Genomic DNA, 21,246 nt, shown 5'->3' with positions numbered 1-21,246 from the left:
ACAATAGTTAGTAACACTTCAAATCAACAAAATGACAGATTTTAAAACCGCGATCGTATTCTAAAAAATTGAAGAAAACGATTACTTAACCAATCAAATAGCATGTTCCATTATCAAGCTCTCTCCCCCTCTATCAAGTAAAGTCTTCTTCAAGTAACATTTATTCGGCTAATCATTAACTCAAATAATAAACAACGGTGACTTACTGATTAAACAAAAGTCACTTTGTCACAAGGCCACTTAAAGATGAACAAATCGCTTTTAATGTTACTGACCATAACCGCTTTGTTGGCAACACGAGTCACCGCTGCTCCTAATAAACATGAGGTGATGAATCAAATCAAAGCGCAAGTAAGCTCTTGGATAGATATTCAAGTCACACCACAAAATAGTATTATCCAAAAGATGGTCTTCAACTGTAATTTCTACCTAACAACCCCAAGCATTAAATCTCCAGATGGCAACGAAAGCAGCTCTGGTTCATATCGCTTTTATTCACATAATGGGGTAGTCGGCGCGATGACTGAACCTTTCACTACTCAACCCCTTCCAGAATTAACAATGTGCCTGAAAGAAGACTTCATCGTCACTAACCAAGATCAAGCCCAATTATTATTTGAAGCCATTGAGACGGTATACACAAATCATTCAATGTTTGACGATCGCTTCCCGAAAGAAATCGTCAAGACATCAATAGGTTGGAACTTCATCAACGGGGAAATTTTTGGGGACAATAAAGGCTATGCGATTGAAAGCACCCCGGAAGGAAAAGTAACCAAAATTATCCGTTCACTGAATCTTTAAACGCTATTTTTATCGCTAAATTCTTCTTTAACTCCTGATTTTTCTTAAACACATAGCTTCTTCATGACAGTTAAAGGTCAGAGTTCAATTTGATAGATGCACTGCCAAAGCACGACACCTGTCTGCATAAATCGATTAAAGTATGAGTTCCCCGAATTTATTATGATGACCAGCTACCAACCTTTCGAACATCTAAAGTGTCCTATCTGGATATATGACATTGATAATAAGCGAATAACCTGGGCAAACAGCAGTGCCCTCCCTCTTTGGGAGTCTGAATCTCTATTTGAACTGACCTCACGCGATTTTGGTATTGAAATGTCAAAAGCGATCGAAGCAACGCTTGAAGAATATCAGAGACAATTTCAGCGAAATCAAAGTGTAAAGACTTGGTGGAACTTCACCCCAAAATACATTTCTAAACGCGCACTATGTCTTTTCTCTGGAATCCCATTACCCGATGGCCGAACAGGGATGCTAGCGCAAGTCATCGCAGAAGAAGAGAGCTTAAAACGCGATCTCACATACTCTGATGGTTCCAACCTCTCTCTTTTATTCAACAAAGTGGGAAGCGTAGTGAGTGCAAACTCCGCTTTTTCTAAAAACTACGGCTCGCCGTTTAGTCGCCTATCCGATTTTGTTTCAAGCGAAGAAGTTGCAGACCAATGGTTATTTTCAGCTCGCAAAGGTCGAGACATTTTGGAGGAAGTCAGCTGTAAAATTGAAAATAAAACCCACCACTTTGATGTTCATGGAAAGTGGTTGTTTGACAAAAGTGAACTGCTATTAAACCTAACCTGTACCACCAAACAAAAAGAAAATTTGATTAAAGCTCGATATAACGCAGAGCACGACTGTCTCACTGAGCTCTACAACCGCCGCGGGATCACCAAAAGGCTCGAATCGAGTATTGCCTGTCGCTCGCCCTTTGAATTGATGTTTGTGGACCTTGATGGCTTTAAGTTGGTGAATGACACTTATGGGCATAGTGTTGGTGACCAACTACTCAAAAAAGTTGGCAAACGTCTTAAACAGATCCTCGACGAAACATGCACAATTGGTCGCTTTGGTGGTGATGAGTTCATCGTGATTGCTCACGCCCGAAAAAATCAAAATATCCCGTTACTCTGCTCTCGCATTATCGATTCTTTGAACAAAAGCTTCCAAATAAAAGGAATTGGCACCTTATCTGTAGGTTGCAGCATAGGTTCTGCTCATTTTCCAGATAATGCCACGGATAAAGAATCATTGTTAAAGCAGGCCGGAATGGCGATGCATGTTGCCAAAGCCAATGGTCGGAACCGCTTCCAAACTTTTACTCCAAATTTAGCGCAGATTCTACATCGGCAAGTAGAGATACGCCATAGGTTAACTCTGGCACTAGAAGGTGATGACCTCAATCTTCATTACCAACCGATAATGGACACCAATAGCAATAAAGTTAAAGGGTTTGAAGCCCTACTTAGATGGTCGGATAAAGATCTGGGCAACATCGAGCCTGATGAGTTTATTAGCCTAGCGGAAGAAACTGGACAGATTGTTCCACTCGGAAAGTGGGTCCTTAACTCTGCACTTAAGCAACTGTCGATATGGCACCGAAAATTTGATGATGAATTGGTAATGAGCATCAATATCTCGTGTATTCAGATGCACACTACTTTTGCAGAGCAACTATCGGCAATGCTCAACTTCTACAACATACAACCTAAAAGTATCGCCCTTGAGATCACTGAATCCTCAATGATCTTCAAACACGGTGAAGTCAGACAAGCATTAGACGATATTTCAGCGTTAGGCGTTGAGCTACACCTTGACGACTTCGGCACTGGCTACTCTTCTCTCTCTATGTTGCATGACTTGCCAATTAGTACCGTTAAGCTAGATAAAAGCTTCGTCCATGGCACCTATAAAGGGAGCGAAGCGATTGTCCAAGCCACCTATGCTATCTGTGAAAAATTGGGGCTTATGGTGGTTGCGGAAGGGGTCGAAACTGAAACACAAAAAGCTTTCTTAACCAGTTGCGGATATCAATATTTACAGGGATTTCTGTTCAGCAAACCTATCCCACCCGATGAAGTCGAAATGCGATTTTTGTCTAGTAGATAACTCGACTCTAAGGGGGTTACTTACTAAAGCAATTAAATTCCCCAAGCACAATATAATTATGTAAGTGGTAGATGCGAAAATGCTATCAACTATACCGCTTACGTAACTTTTACGTCATACCCAAGTCTAGATAATTTATACTTATACTATGCTCTGGAAAATAATGCTAGATATTACCTTTTCTTATAGATCGGGTAATCTTGAATTTATTTCCTTTATTTACATAAACTTAAATGACATTAAAATAAAATCAAACCATCCTTATAGAAACAATCCACTACAGAAGTAAAAACAAGTGCAATACAAATTAACATAGAAAATAAAACTATATTCTCAAAATTAACAATAAATAAACCATATCGAGATAATCATAAAAAACCGGGCGATCTGACATATAAATAATTTAATCATATAAAACCAAAAGCCAAATTAGCTTTCCAAAGAGGGAATGACAAAAATTACAGAACAAGACAAAAAGTAAAAATCCAGCCCCTAGAAATGGATAAATGCCAAAATAAATGGATAAATCCACTTTACCCCTTGTAAATCATCAACTTTTATTTATAAATTCAAGTTTTGGGTGAACATCTCTATAACCTGTTATTGACCCCAAAATTCTGCGATTAGTATCAACATCTTGAGAGAAATAGTGACATTAGTTATGTTATTTAGAAAGGACTCTTAGGTTGAATGAAAATCTCAGCATCACATATCAATCACGTAAATATAATAACTATCGCTTAGGAGTTAAGCTATGCATTGTTCTTTCAATATAAACAATAACTATGAGAGCTTGCAATTAATTTATAATGAAGAAAAAATATACATAAAAAGGAACAGTAATAAGATATCAGAGGAAAGTCTTAATAGTAAAGAAAGTTTTGTTTTCAAATATCTTATTGAGCATTCATCGATATCAAACCCTCAATCTGCTAGAGATGTTGAAAAGTCATTTAAATTACACTTCGATGAAGAGTTCAGCTTGTACGCTTTAAAGAACATTATTGCTTCGATAAGAAAAAAGTATAGGAATCTGTGTAAGAAAGCCAAAATTAACAATAATAGTGAACTTATCTCGAACCTTTATAAGGTTGGTTATTTTATCGACCTAGATAAAAGTACAACCAACCGTATAACACCAAAATACAACATCAACCAATTCAAGCTCAGCCATATCGAGATGTTGAAGCTGATGCTCAACACTTACCAAAAAGAGTTGATCAGAGGCTTTATAACCGTTTGTACCGTTTCTTCATTTTTTTTGTTCGTTGTCTACTTCTTCCAAATCCTTTATACAACGAAAATTGCAGATGAATACAGTAAAAACGCAAAGCAAATAGTAGAGGAAGTAATGAACTATGGCTGTGATAGCGAAGTTGCAGTGTACGCATTGAGGCACTCACTTAACCTTGATTCTGTTTTGATGACAACGCCATATGGTTCATGCTACATATCCAAAACACAATCAAAAATGGTTGAACTAGACCAAATTGAAAATTTTGACGATAGCCTAGATTTTGCTTATTCACGCTTCTCAGACCCCAAAGAGGACATCGAACTCATTGCGCGTATTTCTAAATGGTCTATTGAAGCTAGATATAAGAACTCATTACTCCCTCTTTTGGTTGATTCAGTTTCCATACAAAAAAATGGTCACTACATATTAAACCTAGGCGAAAACAGTCAGCCTATTTATCAAGCCCCACTTCCAACCGGTGCAACCATCACTTTCTACAGTGATGATATTGTGCTTCTGTGGGTCATTTTTTCTCTGGTGATCGCCACGCTACTTTATCGCTCATATATTCTTGGCTTTGGCATTTACCTGCTTCGTTGGCGACACATATCCTTCGAGGAAGAGCCCATAATCAACACTGACGACAATAGCGTTTTATATTACGAGTTATTGTCTAGAGTGCGTAACGTAGGCGTTCTGAGTTTCATCAACACCATGAGACGTACTAATTTGTTGACCTTTCATACTATTTTAATCATTGAAACAGTAAAAAAAGCGAAGTTAGACAATAGCCATGATATCTACGGTGTCAATGTGTGCCCGAGTGCGTTGGTGGGATCTAACTTTACAAAGCTCAAAGAGCATTTAGTCACGATGGAAGCGAATGAGTTTGTCGTAGAAATAACAGAGTATTCAAACATTGGCTATGGCTATGAGGTCATCGACAACATCAAAATGATCAAAGATCTTGGAATCACCATCGCGCTAGACGACTTTGGTACAGGTAACAACAACATTGAAATAATTAGTGCTATCTCTCCGACCTACCTAAAACTGGATCGTTGTTTTGTTAAAGACATTGAGTCAGGAGATTATCATCAAGGAGTATTGCTTAATATATCGGAGATTGGACGCTTATCAAACATCACGATGATTTATGAAGGTGTCGAGACGCGCAGGCAGCAATATATCTTATGTCAGTTAGGCTACAACCTACATCAAGGTTATCTGTACAGTAGACCTAGTCACTCGGAGGAGTAATTATCTACCACCTCATTTAAATATTGATGACCTCCCTTTTCTTGTTTAATTGCCATTGATCATACAACGACTTGAGAGCCCACAAGGAAGTCGGCTTCAAGCGTTCTCATAACCCAATACATTTCTCTCAAACATAAAAATATACTCTTCATTTTTATAAAAACCTTGCCAATCTGAATAAAAAGTTTAGTGTTATACACATGTATATCACCATGCAGTTTTAATTATGACCGAATGGAAAGACGACCAACCGATCTTTAGGCAGCTAGCGGCAAAGATCAGTGACCAAATTCTTCAAGGTGTTTGGTTAGAACAACAAGCATTGCCCTCAGTGCGTGCGGTTGCCGCCGATCTCAAGATCAACCACCTTACTGTCATGAAAAGCTACCAGTTACTGGTGGATGAAGGCTTGGTAGAGAAAAAACGCGGCCAAGGTATGTATGTCGCAGAAGGGGCACTTCAAAAATTGAAAGAGTCCGCACATCAATCATTCATCAACACACAGATCCCAGCCATCGCTGAGACGCTAGGCATCATTGATATGAGTGTCGAAGAACTCGTGAAACAGCTAGAACAACATATAAAGGACAAGTCATGAGTACTTTACTTTCAGTGAAAAACGTAACCAAAACCTATTCAAATCAAGTGGGTGTCGAGAACATCAGCTTTGAGTTAAAACCGGGGCAAGTGCTTGGTCTGCTAGGCCACAATGGCGCAGGGAAATCGACTCTGATCAAATCACTGCTTGGCGGACACAGCTATCAAGGTGAGATAGAAGTTAACGGCTATCACCCTATCCACCAGCATGCAGAACTCATGTTGCACCTGTCGTACATTTCAGATGTTAATGTGCTACCCGAGTGGATGACCGTTAAACAACTGCTTCGATACACCCAAGGCGTGCACCCAAGCTTCAACAAGCAAAAAGCAGAACAGACGTTAAGTAGCACCAACGTTAAGCTGTCTTCAGCGATCAAACAGCTTTCTAAAGGGATGAAGGTACAACTTCACCTTGCGATCATCATCGCGACCGACACTCAAGTGTTGATCTTAGATGAGCCAACGCTAGGTCTAGATCTGCTCTACCGCGATACTTTTTATCGCCACCTCCTAGAGTGGTTCCATGACGGCGAACGCGCGATGATCATCGCTAGCCACGAGGTTTCAGAGATTGAACACCTATTAACGGACGTATTGATTCTAAAACAAGGCCATTGTGTGCTGCAAAAGAGCATGGAAGACATCGAGAACGACTATTTCATTATCGATGTCGCAAACAACCACTCAAGCGAAATTCAGAAACTCAATCCACTGACCTCACAGCCAGGGCTAGGAACCACTAAGTGGTTATTGGAAGGTCAATACAAAGCGCAAGTTGAATCATTGGGTAACATCTACAACGTTGGTCTCGCAGACCTATTCCTTGCAACACAGACGGAGAAGGCATAATGCATCCAACTTTTTATATGCTAGAAAAAGAACTGATCGAGCACAAAATTAACACTCGATTGCCTCTGTTTATCGCGTTATGTGGTTTCTTGCTGTTCGTTAGTTTGTTTTTCAATGGCGCAGCGCAGCATGAGTTTTTCTTCCAAATGGAAGTGAATGGTGACGTAAGCGACATACACAGAGAGTTCGCACAAGACCTCAACTCAGTGATCTACTTTGGTGCTGGCCTTATTTCACTCATACTTTCGACGCTTTACATCCCTAAAACACTGCGTAAAGAGCGCCAAGAAGGCAGTTCGATGTTTTGGAGAAGCATGCCAGTATCCAATGCCATGACTCACGGCGTGAAGCTAGGCTTCGGTCTAGTGGTTATTCCGGCTATCTGCGCGCTATTAGTTCTATTCGCTGACTTCCTATTTTGGATATTGAACGTCTCAAGCGAACAACAATTGGCATTGATAGTAGAGCAGCAATCACTGTTTTATGTGCTGAGCAATTGGGTCGTGTTTTTTGGACGAATGATGTTAGTTGCACTGGTTTTATTGCCACTGGCAACCGTCACTCTAGCGATTTCGCAGCTGGTAAACTCTCCATTGCTTGTCATTTTCATCTCAAGCTATGCGATTAAGTTCCTCTCTGTCGCCGTGTTTGGGTTCTATGGCATCAATGACTTCCTATCTCTCATCGCGTCATTGCCAATGAATGTGCTCATAGCAAGCAACCCATTCAGTGCGATTGCAGAAGCGCCGATTTTATCTCTAGGTATTTACGCACTGATCGGTGTTGGTGGCTATCTGCTGAGCCTAAAGCTGAACCGAACCGATGATGTCAGTTTGAAGACGCTCTTCCAACGTTAACGCATTCGCTCCTGACGTTGGTGTTATCTCTCCCGAGCAGGTAACCACACCAGATATCAAAATCTAAATCAAAGCTTCTGAGAAATCGGAAGCTTTTTTTGATCACGACTTTGCCAAGACAGAGATGGGTAACAAGAACAAAGGTGCAAAGGGGTTTTAGTGAGGAGTAACAGAGTGAAGCAACAAGATAATCTAAGAGGAGGTATTAATGAGCTGACATTGAATGCATTGTTGTTAATGCCTGTCAGCTCTTTGGAGAATGATTTCTTTAGTCGCCGACCAGATGAAGGTCCTTGAGAGTGCTAATGAAATCGATTTGTTGCGTTTTACATTTGATTAAGCTTTTCAGCTTTTTTCTCTTAAAGCTTTACGATTTAAAGCTTATTTCTTTGAGGCTTCTTTCGCTGTGTCTTTCCAGTATTGGATGCGAACGCGATGAAGCTGTGCTCTTCTCATTTTTTTCATAAGGGATATTTCCTTTTCTTTAACTGCTCTTCATGAGCTATTTTTATTGCCAACCATTCGAATCTAACGGTGTTTGATGGCCAGATCAATGATACAAATCACAAAATTTATAGAGTTTTGAGTACCATTTACATCAAAGTATGACCTATATATCAACTATGGCTCAATTCAATCCTATGAGCCGCTCTTCAAAATTAAGGTTAGTTCTCTCAGATGACAAATTCATTTCAGTATCAATACAGTTCAATGATACTAATTTAATAGACCGGACCAATGCGGATTTAGTTCCAGCATCCTATCTTTTATTACTCGCCTTACTCGCAAGGTTACAGCGTAACCAATCCTATATTCAATGTGAACAATTAATCGCCACATTAGCCTATACGTCACAACATCAAAATGGGATTATGTTTGTAACGGGTAAAAAGCCGTAGCGGACAAAATTAAATAGACGTAATTAAATGGACGTGATCATGAGTAAAGTCATTCTACAAGGGCATATTCTTGTGCCAGACAACGACCTAGAAGCCGTCACACAAGCGCTGGTTGTTCATAAGGAACTCACACTCTCAGAACCCGGTTGTATCGTGTTTCGAGTCAGTCAAAGCTCACTTCAACCTAATCGTTTTGAAGTGTATGAAGAATTCACTAGCCGTGAGGCGTTTGAAGCGCACCAACAGCGAGTAAAAACGTCTGAATGGGGTGAAACCTCCAAGAACGTGACACGTCATTACCAAGTCACCGACGTTCCGACATCATAATGATACGTCCGCTAGCCAACCACATCGTCACGTTGATCAAACAAGATCCCTTACGAATGCAGGTTTTAGACTGTGTCGCTCAGCTGGATTTACCGCAGTGCTATGTCGCTGCGGGCTTTGTGAGAAACCTAGTTTGGGACGACCTACATGGTTATGCTTCCCCGACTCCACTTAATGATATTGATGTGATCTACTTTGATCCTATTGATACCTTCTACGAATCGGGTCTTAGATACGAGGCTCTACTTCAACAACGGTTGCCTGAATTAAATTGGCAAGTTCGCAATCAAGCCAACATGCATACTCGAAACGAGGATGAGCCCTATCAAAGCTCATTGGATGCGATGCGTTACTGGCCAGAGAAAGAAACCGCAGTCGCCGTCAAGCAAAGCCCGACAGGGGAAATCGAGTGCATTTCGGCTTTTGGTTTAGAGAGTTTGTTTGATTTAAAGATCACACCGAATCCCAATCGCAGCAGAGACGTGTTTGATCAACGAGTTCAGTCTAAAAACTGGTTAACTCATTGGCCGAAGTTAACTATTGGTTGTTTGAGTCTCAAAGGGTCCTTTGTCGCTCGTACTAATTAGTCGCAAGTTTTATACATTAATATGTTTAATATAAACTATGGTTAATATTAACTCACATCCATATAAGGTAGCTATTATGTCGATTTTACGTGCGTTACTGATACTTATAAGCTTAGTTATCATTGGGTGTGCTGATACACATAAACTTCAGGTTACGGATGTAAACTCGACAGCTAAATTTGAAACAAGTGATTCAGTTTTAATCGGCCGCTCAAAGAATGGGGAGTATGGGAAGCACTATTATTCAGGCTCAGGACTAATGGTGAGTAAAGCTCTTCAATCAGAGTTATTCACAAAACTAAACAACGTCGCAATCGCTAACCAAGCAGCTGACTACAATTTTGTCCTTGAATATGCGAAAAGCAATGAGTTCGACTACTTAATTTTTCCTACCATATTACACTGGGAAGATCGCGCGACTGAATGGTCAGCAAAGCCAGATAAAGTAAGCGTAAAAATTACAGTTGTTGATGTTAAAACAAAAGTAATTATTAAGTCTGGCATAATCGAAGGAAAAAGCGGGCTAGCTACCTTTGGCGGTGACCACCCACAAGATTTATTGTCAGAGCCGGTCAGCGAATTTATGGCTAGCCTATTAAATTAATTATCGTGGTGATTCAATAATTGAGCTCTATTGCGTAGACAACATCAACTCTACCTTATGACACCGTAGTTAGCATGGTTAACCTATGTCGAATCAAACTTTGCCTCTGTAAAACCATTGACTAAAAGCCCAATCAGATCGAACATGCCCCCACTTGCTTAGCTTATCAATTTATTAGCTTAGTAAGTTAGTAACTAACCAACTCATCAACCGCGCGTGGCGACTAGCAGCTACGCTCTCTCGTCATACTGAGTAACGACCATGAACCAACAATACATGCTGCAAGCACTCGAAGCTTCGCGCCAAGCCCTACCCGATTGCCAACCAAACCCGCCTGTGGGTTGTATTTTGGTGAAGAACGATAAGGTGGTGTCTGTTGGATATACGCAAAAGGTCGGTGGAAACCACGCCGAGGTTGAAGCACTGAATAGCTATGACAGCGAAACGGACGGAGAAATGGAAGGCGTTACCGCTTACGTAACTTTAGAGCCATGTTCATTTGTTGGCAGAACACCCGCTTGCGCCAATACATTGGTTAAAGCCGGTGTAAAACACGTGGTAGTGGCGATGCTAGACCCAGACCCTCGCAATAATGGTCGTGGTGTGGCGATACTTGAATCACACGGAGTGAAAGTGGATGTAGGACTATGCCAAGAACAAGTGAGCGCCTTTTTAACCCCTTACCTTGGTAAGTCCTAGATCTTAAACAACCAGTATTAGTTCAATTTCACTCGGTAAAGCGGATTGACTGGCTTATCGACAAAATACGACCAGATATGATCGTAGACGGCATGTTGGTTAGGGAATGGCGCCAACGCTTTTGCCTCTTCTAAATTGCACCAACGATACTCGGTATGCTCGTCATTCAGTTCAATCGCTTGGTTGGCCGGGCATAGCACTGCAAAGACCGGGATTAGCTGAATTACATTCACGTACGCCTCGTAAAACTGCTCCAGAAACTGCGCGTTATACAAAGCTTCCACTTTAATTTGGGTCTCTTCTTCAAACTCGCGCACGATAGCCTGCCAGCCTGTTTCACCCGCTTCAATCGAGCCCGCGACATGGCACCAAAACTCGCCCTTCACACGTTTCATTAGTAGCATTTTCATTTGTCCGTCGATCTCTGAAATAGCGACACCAGATACAATCGAAGTATTGAGTGGAATCATAACGTTACCTTAGGTTGAACAGGAGGGCGGCAAGGCTACCACCCTTCACTGGTTAAGTTACCTTCTCTGATTAGAAACGAGAAGTTACTCATCAATTAATGAAGTTCAAGCTATAACTCATGGGTTCAGTGTTAACCATCTCGCTTAGCTATCCTGTAATAGAACCATTTCTTATTTGAGGCGTATTTCGATAAAGAGTAGAATCGCCGCCTTGTACTGTGTTTAAAGCCTTTAAACATACACAGTAGACTCACAACCATTTATCACCACAATATAAGTATTAATACGACTATGCACTCATCAAAATCAACGCACGACTCAGAAGACAGCCATACTCCTGAGCATTGCTTCACTCGTTTTCAACAGCCGATCGAGTCATATTCGTTGCCTGAGCGTTTCACATTCCCGTTCTACTACGAACCGCACCCACTGTGTGAAATCGCCTCTCATCAGCTTCAACAATATCTAGAAACTCAAACTGACTGGCAGCATGACTTCGGACTGGATTCTGACGCTGGTCGCGGCAAAATGTTTGGTGTGTTACTGGTGAAAAGCCCTGAAGGTGAGCTTGGTTACTTCTCTGCTTTCTCTGGAAAAATCGCCGACCAAAACCTACTGCCTCACTTTGTTCCGCCCGTATTCGACATGTTGAGCAGCGACAGCTTTTTCCATCAAGACACGGCCGACATGATGGCTGTGAATGCGAAATTTAAAGCGCTGCAAGCAAACGCTGATTACCTTGAACTGTGCGAGCAACTGGCACAACAAAAAGCACAAGCTGAACAAGAGATTGAAGCTCAGCGTTTATTAATTATAGAAGGCCGAAAAACACGTAAAGAACAACGCGAACAAGGTAAAGAAAACCTTGATGAGCAAGCCTTCGAACAGCTAAATAACGAGCTAAACAAAGCCAGTGTTGCCGACAAGAATCAGCAGAAATATCTTAAGCTCAACTGGGAACAGATCCTAAACGAGTTACAAATCAAAGTTGATGTGTTCACTCATCAATTAGCTGAACTCAAAGAGCAAAGAGCACACCTTTCTCATCAGCTTCAGCACAAACTGTTTTCACAATACGCTTTCCAGAATGCGGAAGGTAACATTGAGGATCTCAACCAGATCTTTGAAGACACGCCAAACAAGATACCACCAGCAGGTTCTGGCGAGTGTGCCGCACCCAAGCTTTTGCAATACGCGTATTTAAACGGTTACACACCATTGGCACTGGCTGAATTTTGGTGGGGTCGTTCTCCAAAGTCGGAAATCCGCAAACACAAAACATACTACGCCTCTTGCCAAAGTAAGTGTGTACCGATTTTAGGCCATATGATGAAAGGCCTTGAAGTCGATCCCAACCCATTGCTAGAAAACCCAGCAGAAGGCAAAGACCTCGATATCTTATTCCAAGACGATCACATCGTTGTGGTGCACAAACCAGCAGGTTTTCTATCCGTACCGGGTAAAACCATCAAAGATTCAGCCTACACTCGCGTTCAAGAAATGCATCCCGATGCTGAAGGGCCATTTGTTATCCACCGCTTGGATATGGCGACCTCTGGCATTCTAATATTTGCGCTTACACGACGTGCGAACAAAAGCCTACAGAAGCAGTTCATTACTCGTGAAGTTGAGAAGCGTTACGTGGCAATGATTGAAGGCTTTCTAGCAGAAGATGAAGGCTATGTTCGACTGCCATTGCGTGGTGATTTGTATGACCGTCCTCGTCAGATTGTCTGCTTCGAACACGGCAAGCCTGCAGAAACCAAATGGGAAGTGATTGAGCGAAACGAGCAAACTACTAAGGTTTACCTGCACCCTAAAACAGGGCGTACACACCAGTTGCGTGTTCACTGTTCACACGAAGAAGGCCTTAACATGCCTATCGTCGGTGATGGCCTATATGGCAATAAAGCCGACCGGTTGCACCTACACGCAGAAAGGCTAGCACTGCACCACCCAGTCACCAAAGAGTGGATGGAGTTCCAGTTCGACGCCGAATTCTAAGCGTTAAGACTACTTTCTGCGTTAAGCCTATTTTCTGCGTTGAGCCTAGGAGATAAACCAGAGTCACAAACCATTTGTGACTCTGACTCCCTCTTTCTCCTACCCCTTTCGGATAATTCTCCACGCTTATTGCACTACATCAAGGTCCACTTTTTTGTGACGAGTAGCATGCGCCTCTTCTTCTTTCCTTGAGGCCTTTGATATGTCATCAGCTGCTTTGAATATACAACCCAACACAACTACGTCTTCCGTGATCACTTCGCAAGCACTAAGCTTGAAACCACTCACAGACAAAAAGCCAGACCTAAATTCAGCAATGCTGAGCCTAATTGAAGAAGTTAAAAACGAACTCCCACTTTACGAATCAGAGACGTTTATCTGTGGGCCAAAAGGAAACTGTTCGGGTTGCTCTAAAAAGCTACTAGAAATGGTCGACAGTGAGTTGATGTACTGGGAGCACAGTATTTCAATTGGCCAAGGCCCCAACTTCGAAGAACTGCGCCGTTTTGGTAAGCTATGCAGTAGCGTTAGACGCGGTTTAGAGCGTAATGGTTTAGTCGAAAAGCGACCAAAGAAAAGATAACAAGCCAACTCGATAATCATTACAATGTGTCGTTGGCGATCACAAGCCACCCTGCTACTAACTGATTGAACTCGTTAGCTATAAAAGTAATAATGTTTTGTAATACAATTCAGTGCGCAGACCGACTTCGTAGATTCGGACTCATAGAGATAAGTTCATCGATACTTTCACCATATTCTTGAACGACTCTATCCTTCTTGTCTGACGAGCCTTAACCTGCTGTATATCAATATCACATCAATTAGAAACCTACCTTGGACAACGGAGAGCCACCTTGAAGAGACCACAACCAGTACTGGGAAAGACCGGTATGCTATTTTTTCTCGTCATAATAAGTGCTTTCCCTCCATTGACCATCGACCTTTACTTACCTGCGCTTCCGCAGATGGTCGAGGTGTTTAATACTGACCGATCAATGGTCAACCTAACCCTGAGCAGCTACTTCGTTACTTACGCCATCGGTCTTTTGTTCTGGGGGCCGCTCAGCGAAAAATTTGGTCGTAAGCCGATCCTATTAATTGGATTAGCGGGTTATATGGTCGCGAGCATATTGTGCGCGATGACCAATAGCATCGAACAGTTGATTGGTGCTCGTGTATTCCAAGCCTTTGCGGGCAGTGCCATCACCGTTATCGCGACTGCCATTGTAAAAGATCTTTACGACGGCCGAGAACGTGAAAAGATCATGGCGACTATCATGTCACTGGTGATCATCGCACCAATGGTTGCGCCTGTATTTGGTGCCTTTCTACTGAAAATTGCGTCTTGGCGAATGATGTTTGTCACGCTCGCCATTTTTGGTGCATTTGCGTCAGTATTAGCTTGCTGCTACCGAGAAACACTCGAAAACAAATACCAAGGTTCTATATTCCGCTCATGGGGAAGAATGGGCGTGGTCATGAAAAACCGCTCGTTCGTCAAGCTGCTAGTCATTTTCTCTATCATACCGATGGCGTTGATGGGCTTTCTTGCGGCGGGTTCTTATATCTACATCGATCACTTTGGATTGACCGAACAACAGTTTAGTTACGCGTTCGCATTCAATGCACTGTGCGCCTCATTTGGTCCAACAATTTACATGAAGTTGTCCTACCGAATGCCGGTTCAAAAGGTCATCTCAGGATGTTTTGCTTTATTAGCGCTTGCGGGAATCTTCACCCTAACCATTGGCGACCTGTCCCCTTGGTTCTTCATGTTCATCGCTGCACCAGCGACATTAATGGCGATCATCATGCGAGTACCGGGCACCAACTTGATGTTGAACCAACAAGATCATGACACGGGCTCTGCCGTCGCACTGATACAGTTCTTTAGCATGATTTGTGGCTCGCTTGGCATGGTGTTGGTTTCAATACGCCCAGAGTCACTAATTGAAAACCTAGGCTTTATTCAATTATCCGTCGGTACGCTAGGCGGCCTGATGTGGCTGATGGTAAGAAACAAAGAGTTCGTGACTAATAAGCTGAATTAGGCACATCCAAAATAGCTAAGTTTGTACTCAAACACGATTTAGGGCGTCCTCAATCGTGTTTGAGGTCTCGCCCTCACTGGCTTTAGCGCATATTGGCTCCAATCACCTCAATTGGAGTTAAACCATGAAATGGATACATTTACTGTTCACATCCCTACTTTTCCTTTGCGCTTCATCCATCGCTTCCGATGTCGGATTCACTCAAGTCACCTTAACTGACGATCCTAATCGCCCGCTAAACACTGCCATTTGGTATCCCACACAAGATTTATCAGACACAACCTTGATTGGCGATAACCCAGCCTTCATCGGTACGCAAGTCATCAAAGATGCTGACATTCAATCAGGCACTTTTCCAGTAGTACTGCTATCACACGGATACCGAGGAAACTGGCGAAACCAAAACTGGTTGGCGACCGAACTTGCGAGTCGTGGCTACATCGTAGCGGCCACTGACCATCCGGGAACCACTTCTTTCGACCAATCCCCGAAGCAAGCAGCGAAATGGTGGGAGAGACCACAAGATATGTCACGCATTCTGGACTACTTGTTATCCGAAACCCCGTGGAAGCAATTTGCTAACGCTGAAAATGTTACCGCAATCGGGCACTCTCTAGGTGGCTGGACTGTAATGCAACTGGCTGGAGCTAAATTGGATAGACCAACCTTTGAGGCTAATTGTTTGGTATACCCGAACTCACGAATTTGTGGACTCGCTGTGGAGTTAGGGTTATCCAAAGTCCAAGCCCAAGAGCCAAGCAATAAAGACCTTTCAGACCCTCGAATTCAACGTGTAGTTAGCCTTGATCTGGGGCTTGCTCGCAGCTTCTCAGTCGGCAGCTTAAATGACATTACAGTGCCAACCTTAATATTGGCGGCAGGGATTGATATTGGGGATCTACCTCAGGCATTAGAATCTGGCTACATTGCTGAGCACATGCCTCTTAATTTAAGACGTTATAAGGTCTATGAAAGCGCTACCCATTTCAGCTTCATTCAAAGTTGCAAACCTGGGGCAGTACCGATGCTTGAAGAAGAAGTGCCAGGCGATGGCATTATTTGCAAAGATGGCATCGGTACATCACGCGACCAGCTACATCAATTATTCTTAAACGACATCGTTAGCTTTCTGAATTGATAAACGGAAAGTAAACACACTCAATCTAACACTTTTGGCGAACTTCGATACTCACTCGGAGTTTGCCCAGTTATCCTTGAAAACTCGCGATTGAAATTGGACTTGGTCTGAAAGCCTGAACTAAGGAAGATATCAGTTATCGCTTCATCACTTTGCATCAGGAGAGTCTTAGCGTGCTCAATTCGATAGGCGTTAATCACCTTTGAAATGTTCTGGTGGTGAGTTTGATTAACCGCAGACGATATTTTTCGAGCTGGGATACCTAGCTTTCTCGCCACTCGATTCAGGGACAAATCTGGATCTTTGAACACCTGATGATCCTTCATTAACGCATCAAACTTAGCGACGATCTGCGTGACTTCTTCATCCACTTTTAAGCTTGTCGACGATGCCGAAGATACATCAATTGCTTCAGGATAATGGTTTGACGTTGTCAGTTCACTCTGCTGTTGGTTTTGTTCCTGAATTGGTGCAGTGCTAGTACTCACAACGACTACAGCCCCAACAATTGCGGGAATAAGAACTAGGTAACCAATAGACAGAATTAAGTCGGTGTGTTGTGCGTTAAGCAGCAAAATATCATACGAAATAATGCTATCCACGAGAGCCGAAAACAGTAAGGCTATACCTGCCGTACGCTCAGCATACAAAACATTCGATACATCACTCAGCCTGACGTGCTCTGGGAAGTTAAACGATGATTTCAACAACAAGCAGCCATAGCTGAGATATAGCGAGATCAACAATAGATCAATCGTTCCACCCCAAATATACGAATAAGAAAAGGAGCCAACCAGAACAACGACTGGGCCTAAGCAATGCAAAAGAGACAAAGGTTTACTTCGATGAGCTCCCGCAAAGCAGAGCCATGCAGCCACCGGTACACTTGCCCCTAGAACCGGTTGTAAGAAACGGAACAGCGCAATATCAAACGTCCAACGTAGCCCAACGACAGTAATCATCAACGCACACAACATAATAAACCAAAACGGTTTTTGGCTTGTTTGTGGGTAACGATATCGAAGCAAAACAGCCGTGATAAATAACAACAGAGCAGCAACAAATGGCAGGGGAATGGCGAGCATCAAAGTTCCATTTTAATAACAGAGTATATAGCGTCGATAGCTCAATAAGTATCGATGATAACTTGAACTCATGGTAATTCATTCGCCATATATAATAAAGGCTCCTATTAAGGAGCCTTCTTATCAAAATCAGTGATAACTAAGTTTGGTCAGTTGCTATTAAGCGTTAGCCACTTGACGCGCCGGGTGTTTGATAAACACAGCAACTACAGCCACGATTGCAAGTGCGAAACAGTAGTAAGAGTTAGACACGATCTCTAGAGGCGATAGGTTAAACACAGAGCCCAATAGCAATACCTGAGCACCATAAGGCAATACGCCTTGAATCACACACGAGAAAATATCCAATAAGCTTGCAGAGCGACGTGGCGATATATCGTTCTCTTCAGCTAATTGACGAGCAACACTACCAGACACAATGATTGCGACCGTGTTGTTTGCCGTACATAGGTTCACCATTGATACCAAGCCTGCAATGCCTAGCTCACTTGCGCGGCCATTCGCTTGCTTAGAGTGAGAAGAACCAAATGCACGAATCAAACCGCTCACTAAGTTAGTCAGAAACGCTAATCCACCTTGGCGACGCATCAACTCACTCAAACCACCAATCAGCATCGACAGTAAGAAGATCTCTTGCATGTTGCCAAAGCCTGCGTAGATGTCTTGAGCGTAATCCGTCAAGCCGTAGTTCTCAACAGAACCTAGGCTCACTCCACCCGCTAGCAAGATACCAATCGTCAACACAACGAATACATTCATGCCCGATACCGCAAGGATTAGGATAGTGATGTACGGTAGTACTTTCAGCCACTCGATTGGGCCTGTTTCAGGCACCTGAGTTGCCGTGCTGTTGAAAGCAAAGATAACAATCGCGATAAGAGCAGCAGGAAGTGCAATACGGATATTCTCTTTAAACTTATCTCTCATCTCACAGCCTTGCGAACGTGTCGCGGCAATCGTGGTATCGGAGATGATAGAAAGGTTGTCACCAAACATAGCGCCACTTAGCACCACGCCAGCAGTCAGAGGAATGCTCATGCCAGCTGAGTCAGCAATACCTAGCGCAACAGGGGCAACAGCAGCGATAGTACCCATAGATGTACCCATTGCGGTCGCAATGAACGCCGAAATAAGGAAGATGCCCGGTAGGATCATGCTCGTTGGGATAGCAGATAGACCAAGGTTTACCGTCGCGTCCACACCACCAGAAGCTTTAGCCACAGCAGCAAAAGCACCCGCCAATAGGTAGATCATACACATTGCAATAATGTCTTTGTGACCCACACCACCTAAGAACTGCTCAATCGCACGGTTCAATTTATCTTTGCTCAATAGCAGCGCTAACATCACGGCAGGCAGAGCCGCAATCGGTGCTGGAAGCTGATAGAAAGCAAAATCGACGCCTTGTAGCGACAGGTATGTACCCACGCCAATAAACAGCGCAAGGAAAACGATCAGAGGGATAAGCGCCACTGCCGAAGGGGCAATTACCGCGTTAGAATTTTTTGAATTGGACATGGAACGACAACACAATAGAACAGGAAGGAGAGCAGACTAATGTCACACTTAGAACCTGTCAACGTCTAGACGTCTAAACGCCCAATTCAATGCAAAGTAATAAGCACGCCATTGAACATCACATAATAGAAAAGGCTATTTACTCACCAGTAAATAGCCTTTTGAGAACAGATCATGTAAGCAGAAAACTTTATAACTTTTGTTTAAATATCACTTCATATTCGCCTAGCTCGTCATAACGTACTGTCGTTAGTTTATCGAATTCGACTTCAACAACACCACAATATGACCCGGTAATAATGGCCTCCCCCGCTTCGAAGCTAACACCGCGTTGAGTCATGGTGTTAATCAGCCAATAGATAGGAGTTTGTGGTAGTGAGTTTGGGTGCTTACCAGTGAAGGCTTGCACTTTCTCATCTTGAGTAATAGCAATCTCAAAGTTCGCCGCTGCAAAAGCGCTCTCTTTACTAAGCTCAGGGCCAAGAAACAAACCTTGATTAGCTAAGCCATCGGCCAACACTTCATAGAACTCTACGCCACTATCATCGGCAAAGCGGGATTGAATAAGCTCTAAAGCCATGCGACACGAACCGATAGCCTCATTAACTTGATCTTCAGTGTAACCATTGGAATTTGCTGGTAAAGGCTTGGCCAAGACAAAAGCAATTTCAGGTTCAATACGAACTACTCCGTTATCCGAAAAAGCCTCGCATTCAGAACCAAACTGAACGCTATCTTCGAAAATAGGCGCAACGATCAACTTCTCTTCGCTCAATGGCAACAGGCATTTCCAACCACCGACTTTACTGCGGTGAAGGTCAACCATTGATGCTTGAATGTGTAAAGAATCTTCAAGGTTGTTCGGGCGAAATTGATCACTCATTCGCGCTGCTTTCATACCAGCAACTCGGTAGCTTAGTAACTCTTTTGCCGCTTGTTTAAACTTACTTTGCATGTCTTATCACCCTGAAATTATAGGGCTTTATAATACTGAAATTTATAGCTTGTGGGTAGGCATCCAATTACAGTTTCCACCATGCCTGAACAGGTACGGGCTCTGAGATCACCAAACGCTCACCCATCACAGGGCTCACCATCTGTATATCTCGCTCTTTGCTTATCGCCAGTGCTTGTTCCATTGGATCTTGCCAATCGTGCATAGAAAGGTCGAAGGTACTGTTGTGGATTGGCATCATCACCTTACCTTGCAGATCAATGTGCGCCTGAACACTCTGCTCTGGGAACATATGAATATCCGCCCAAAGTGAGTTATACGCGCCCGTTTCAACCATGGTTAAATCAAACGGCCCAAAACGGTCGCCAATCTCTTTAAAGCCGCTGAAGTAACCAGAGTCACCACTAAAGAAGACTTTCTTGTCTGAAGCCTTAATAACCCAACTCCCCCACAGTGTTTGGTCACGGTCAAGCAAGCCACGTCCAGAGAAGTGCTGTGTCGGCGTTAACGTGAACTCAATGTCTGAGGCCGTTGCCGATTCCCACCAGTTCAATTCGATGATCTTCCCTTTATCCACGCCCCACTTTTCCAATAGTGCGCCCACTCTTAATGGCACTAGGAACGTACCCACTTTGTCGGCGAGCACCTTAACGGCACCTTTGTCTAAATGGTCGTAATGATCGTGGCTGATCACCACCACATCAATATCGGGTAGGTCTTGAAGTGTGATTGGTGTCGGATGAAAACGCTTTGGCCCCATCCATTGCACGGGTGATGCACGATCACTGAACACAGGGTCAGTCATCACTAACTTGCCATCCAGCTTCATCATCACGCTTGAGTGACCTAAGCGGTAAGCAACGTCGTCTTGCTCTTCGATCAATTGCTCAGCTGTCATTGGAATCAAAGGTAATGCAGCGCGCGGCACTGGCTCATTCCTTTCCACTGTCACATATGCTTTCAAGATTGAAAAAATATCAGACATACCCGATTTGTATTCCAGCTCACTGTTAACAAACCTCTTCGGAAGCTTATCTAGATTGTCATTTGATTTTGAACCTGTGCTTACGATAGCGACCACGGCAAGTACTCCTAAAATCGGTAATAGATATTTTTTCATTGGTATCTCTTCATCGGTTGGGATAGACCCAACACATAAACTACACCGATTAGTTTACATGCCAAAGCAAAAA

General features: G+C 43.0%; 19 protein-coding genes. 14 read left to right on the top strand and 5 right to left on the bottom strand.

Annotated features, from left to right (window positions below; all coding sequences use genetic code 11):
- Positions 1 to 246: 246 nt before the first annotated feature.
- The 10 genes from AB6E08_RS09915 to AB6E08_RS09870 all read left to right on the top strand — a co-directional run bounded on the left by AB6E08_RS09915 (position 247) and on the right by AB6E08_RS09870 (position 10,829).
- Positions 247 to 804: a hypothetical protein gene (locus tag AB6E08_RS09915; RefSeq protein WP_017099767.1), complete on the top strand. Its 558-nt coding sequence runs from the start codon at positions 247 to 249 to the stop codon at positions 802 to 804.
- A 162-nt stretch (positions 805 to 966) separates the two neighbouring features.
- A complete protein-coding gene (locus AB6E08_RS09910; RefSeq protein ID WP_371708378.1) occupies positions 967 to 2,910 on the top strand; it encodes a putative bifunctional diguanylate cyclase/phosphodiesterase in 1,944 nt (647 codons plus the stop codon).
- 754 nt (positions 2,911 to 3,664) lie between these two features.
- Entirely contained in the window at positions 3,665 to 5,407 is a 1,743-nt protein-coding gene (locus AB6E08_RS09905; protein WP_012601022.1) for an EAL domain-containing protein, read from the top strand.
- Between the two features lie 226 nt (positions 5,408 to 5,633).
- The gene (locus AB6E08_RS09900) at positions 5,634 to 6,005 is read left to right on the top strand and encodes a GntR family transcriptional regulator (protein ID WP_012601023.1); all 372 of its coding nucleotides are present in this window, start codon (positions 5,634 to 5,636) and stop codon (positions 6,003 to 6,005) included.
- On the top strand, positions 6,002 to 6,856 hold the full coding sequence (locus tag AB6E08_RS09895) for an ABC transporter ATP-binding protein (RefSeq protein ID WP_017099765.1): 855 nt from the start codon (positions 6,002 to 6,004) through the stop codon (positions 6,854 to 6,856). The genes AB6E08_RS09900 and AB6E08_RS09895 overlap by 4 nt, the downstream gene beginning before the upstream one ends.
- Positions 6,856 to 7,713 carry a hypothetical protein gene (locus AB6E08_RS09890; RefSeq protein WP_017099764.1) on the top strand — a complete coding sequence of 286 codons (858 nt, stop codon included), beginning with the start codon at positions 6,856 to 6,858 and terminating at the stop codon, positions 7,711 to 7,713. Before AB6E08_RS09895 ends, AB6E08_RS09890 begins: the two co-directional genes overlap by 1 nt.
- 938 nt (positions 7,714 to 8,651) lie before the next feature.
- Positions 8,652 to 8,939 (top strand): putative quinol monooxygenase, encoded by a 288-nt coding sequence (locus AB6E08_RS09885; protein ID WP_032555117.1) that lies wholly within the window; start codon positions 8,652 to 8,654, stop codon positions 8,937 to 8,939.
- The gene (locus AB6E08_RS09880) at positions 8,939 to 9,526 is read left to right on the top strand and encodes a nucleotidyltransferase family protein (protein WP_017099762.1); all 588 of its coding nucleotides are present in this window, start codon (positions 8,939 to 8,941) and stop codon (positions 9,524 to 9,526) included. The genes AB6E08_RS09885 and AB6E08_RS09880 overlap by 1 nt, the downstream gene beginning before the upstream one ends.
- Positions 9,527 to 9,602: 76 nt before the next feature.
- The gene (locus tag AB6E08_RS09875) at positions 9,603 to 10,130 is read left to right on the top strand and encodes a DUF4823 domain-containing protein (RefSeq protein WP_009844743.1); all 528 of its coding nucleotides are present in this window, start codon (positions 9,603 to 9,605) and stop codon (positions 10,128 to 10,130) included.
- Between the two features lie 261 nt (positions 10,131 to 10,391).
- Positions 10,392 to 10,829, top strand: a complete 438-nt coding sequence (locus AB6E08_RS09870) for a bifunctional diaminohydroxyphosphoribosylaminopyrimidine deaminase/5-amino-6-(5-phosphoribosylamino)uracil reductase RibD (RefSeq protein ID WP_017099760.1) — start codon at positions 10,392 to 10,394, stop codon at positions 10,827 to 10,829.
- Positions 10,830 to 10,846: 17 nt separating this feature from the next.
- Here AB6E08_RS09870 and AB6E08_RS09865 read toward each other — a convergent pair whose 3' ends face one another.
- A complete protein-coding gene (locus AB6E08_RS09865; RefSeq protein ID WP_029225342.1) occupies positions 10,847 to 11,299 on the bottom strand; it encodes an NUDIX pyrophosphatase in 453 nt (150 codons plus the stop codon).
- 291 nt (positions 11,300 to 11,590) lie between these two features.
- On the opposite strand from AB6E08_RS09865, the gene AB6E08_RS09860 reads away from it, so the two are divergent.
- The 4 genes from AB6E08_RS09860 (at position 11,591) to AB6E08_RS09845 (ending at position 16,495) form a co-directional block, all read left to right on the top strand.
- Entirely contained in the window at positions 11,591 to 13,303 is a 1,713-nt protein-coding gene (locus tag AB6E08_RS09860) for a pseudouridine synthase (RefSeq protein ID WP_372063657.1), read from the top strand.
- Between the two features lie 202 nt (positions 13,304 to 13,505).
- Positions 13,506 to 13,886, top strand: a complete 381-nt coding sequence (locus AB6E08_RS09855) for a hypothetical protein (RefSeq protein WP_017088689.1) — start codon at positions 13,506 to 13,508, stop codon at positions 13,884 to 13,886.
- A 310-nt stretch (positions 13,887 to 14,196) separates the two neighbouring features.
- Positions 14,197 to 15,357 carry a multidrug effflux MFS transporter gene (locus AB6E08_RS09850; protein ID WP_065682284.1) on the top strand — a complete coding sequence of 387 codons (1,161 nt, stop codon included), beginning with the start codon at positions 14,197 to 14,199 and terminating at the stop codon, positions 15,355 to 15,357.
- A gap of 124 nt (positions 15,358 to 15,481) precedes the next feature.
- Positions 15,482 to 16,495, top strand: coding sequence for an alpha/beta fold hydrolase (locus AB6E08_RS09845; protein ID WP_108118133.1), 1,014 nt, complete (start codon positions 15,482 to 15,484; stop codon positions 16,493 to 16,495).
- Positions 16,496 to 16,515: 20 nt separating this feature from the next.
- Here AB6E08_RS09845 and AB6E08_RS09840 read toward each other — a convergent pair whose 3' ends face one another.
- The 4 genes from AB6E08_RS09840 to AB6E08_RS09825 form a co-directional block, all read right to left on the bottom strand.
- Positions 16,516 to 17,583, bottom strand: coding sequence for an AraC family transcriptional regulator (locus AB6E08_RS09840; protein ID WP_102446852.1), 1,068 nt, complete (start codon positions 17,581 to 17,583; stop codon positions 16,516 to 16,518).
- A gap of 156 nt (positions 17,584 to 17,739) precedes the next feature.
- Positions 17,740 to 19,098 (bottom strand): Na+/H+ antiporter NhaC family protein, encoded by a 1,359-nt coding sequence (locus tag AB6E08_RS09835; protein WP_372063654.1) that lies wholly within the window; start codon positions 19,096 to 19,098, stop codon positions 17,740 to 17,742.
- A gap of 190 nt (positions 19,099 to 19,288) precedes the next feature.
- Positions 19,289 to 20,053 (bottom strand): fumarylacetoacetate hydrolase family protein, encoded by a 765-nt coding sequence (locus AB6E08_RS09830; RefSeq protein ID WP_372063652.1) that lies wholly within the window; start codon positions 20,051 to 20,053, stop codon positions 19,289 to 19,291.
- A 67-nt stretch (positions 20,054 to 20,120) separates the two neighbouring features.
- Positions 20,121 to 21,173 carry an MBL fold metallo-hydrolase gene (locus AB6E08_RS09825; protein WP_372063650.1) on the bottom strand — a complete coding sequence of 351 codons (1,053 nt, stop codon included), beginning with the start codon at positions 21,171 to 21,173 and terminating at the stop codon, positions 20,121 to 20,123.
- Between the last annotated feature and the right edge of the window lie 73 nt (positions 21,174 to 21,246).

Origin of the sequence: Vibrio sp. 10N.247.310.24 (assembly GCF_041467175.1) — a bacterium.
In the GTDB taxonomy this organism is placed as follows: Bacteria; Pseudomonadota; Gammaproteobacteria; order Enterobacterales; family Vibrionaceae; genus Vibrio; species Vibrio tasmaniensis_A.
The sequence above is the reverse complement of the archived record's forward strand: the minus strand, read 5'-3'. Positions and strand labels throughout refer to the sequence as shown.